Origin of the sequence: Pseudoalteromonas sp. SR44-2 (assembly GCF_014163745.1) — a bacterium.
In the GTDB taxonomy this organism is placed as follows: domain Bacteria; phylum Pseudomonadota; class Gammaproteobacteria; order Enterobacterales; family Alteromonadaceae; genus Pseudoalteromonas; species Pseudoalteromonas distincta.
On record NZ_JACJDW010000100.1, the window covers coordinates 1 to 209 of the forward strand.

At 38.8% G+C, this 209-nt stretch carries 1 rRNA gene; it reads left to right on the top strand.

Annotated elements, in window-relative coordinates:
• Positions 1–92: 92 nt before the first annotated feature.
• Positions 93–207, top strand: a 5S ribosomal RNA gene (rrf, locus tag H5115_RS20065).
• Positions 208–209: the final 2 nt, after the last annotated feature.

Below are 209 nucleotides of genomic sequence, written 5' to 3' on the forward strand. Positions count from 1 at the left end.
AAGTAGATATTTACTGAAAGACTTAAAAAATATTATCAGATATTTTCCAAATTCAGTTAGTGCGTAGTAATACGGATTAACGCCCAAATTTGCTTGGTGACAATAGCGTTTTGGACCCACCTGATCCCATGCCGAACTCAGTAGTGAAACGAAACAGCGCCGATGATAGTGTAGCATTTGCTATGTGAAAGTAGGACATTACCAGGCTT